Below are 396 nucleotides of genomic sequence, written 5' to 3'. Positions count from 1 at the left end.
GGTAAAAGCTAAAGATGCGGCTGGAAACGAATCTGCAGCAAGTAACACTTTAAATGTAACTACTGCAGGAGCATCTTCTACCTATGATGTAAAACTGCGTATTACTTTTGATAACTATCCTGAAGAAACCAGCTGGGAAATCAAAGATGCGAACAACCAGGTAGTACATTCTGGAGGAACATATCCATCTCAACCTGATGGCTCTACCCTTAATATAACTAAAACTCTGGATGCAGGGTGTTATACTTTAGTATTTAAAGATTCATACGGTGATGGCATTTGCTGTAGTTATGGTAATGGTTCTTATGAATTAACCAATAGTGCGTCTGGTGCTGTGCTAGCTTCTGGTGGATCATTTACTTCTGAAGATACTAAAAACTTCTGTGTAGGAAATGC

General features: G+C 38.9%; 1 pseudogene. It reads left to right on the top strand.

The window, feature by feature from the left end:
- Positions 1-396: pseudogene (locus Z053_RS31770) on the top strand (hypothetical protein); the annotation flags it as partial.

The sequence above is a fragment of the Aquimarina megaterium XH134 genome (assembly GCF_000520975.1).
Lineage (GTDB): Bacteria > Bacteroidota > Bacteroidia > Flavobacteriales > Flavobacteriaceae > Aquimarina > Aquimarina megaterium.
Note: the sequence above shows the minus strand (reverse complement) of the source record. Positions and strands in the feature narration are given on the sequence as shown.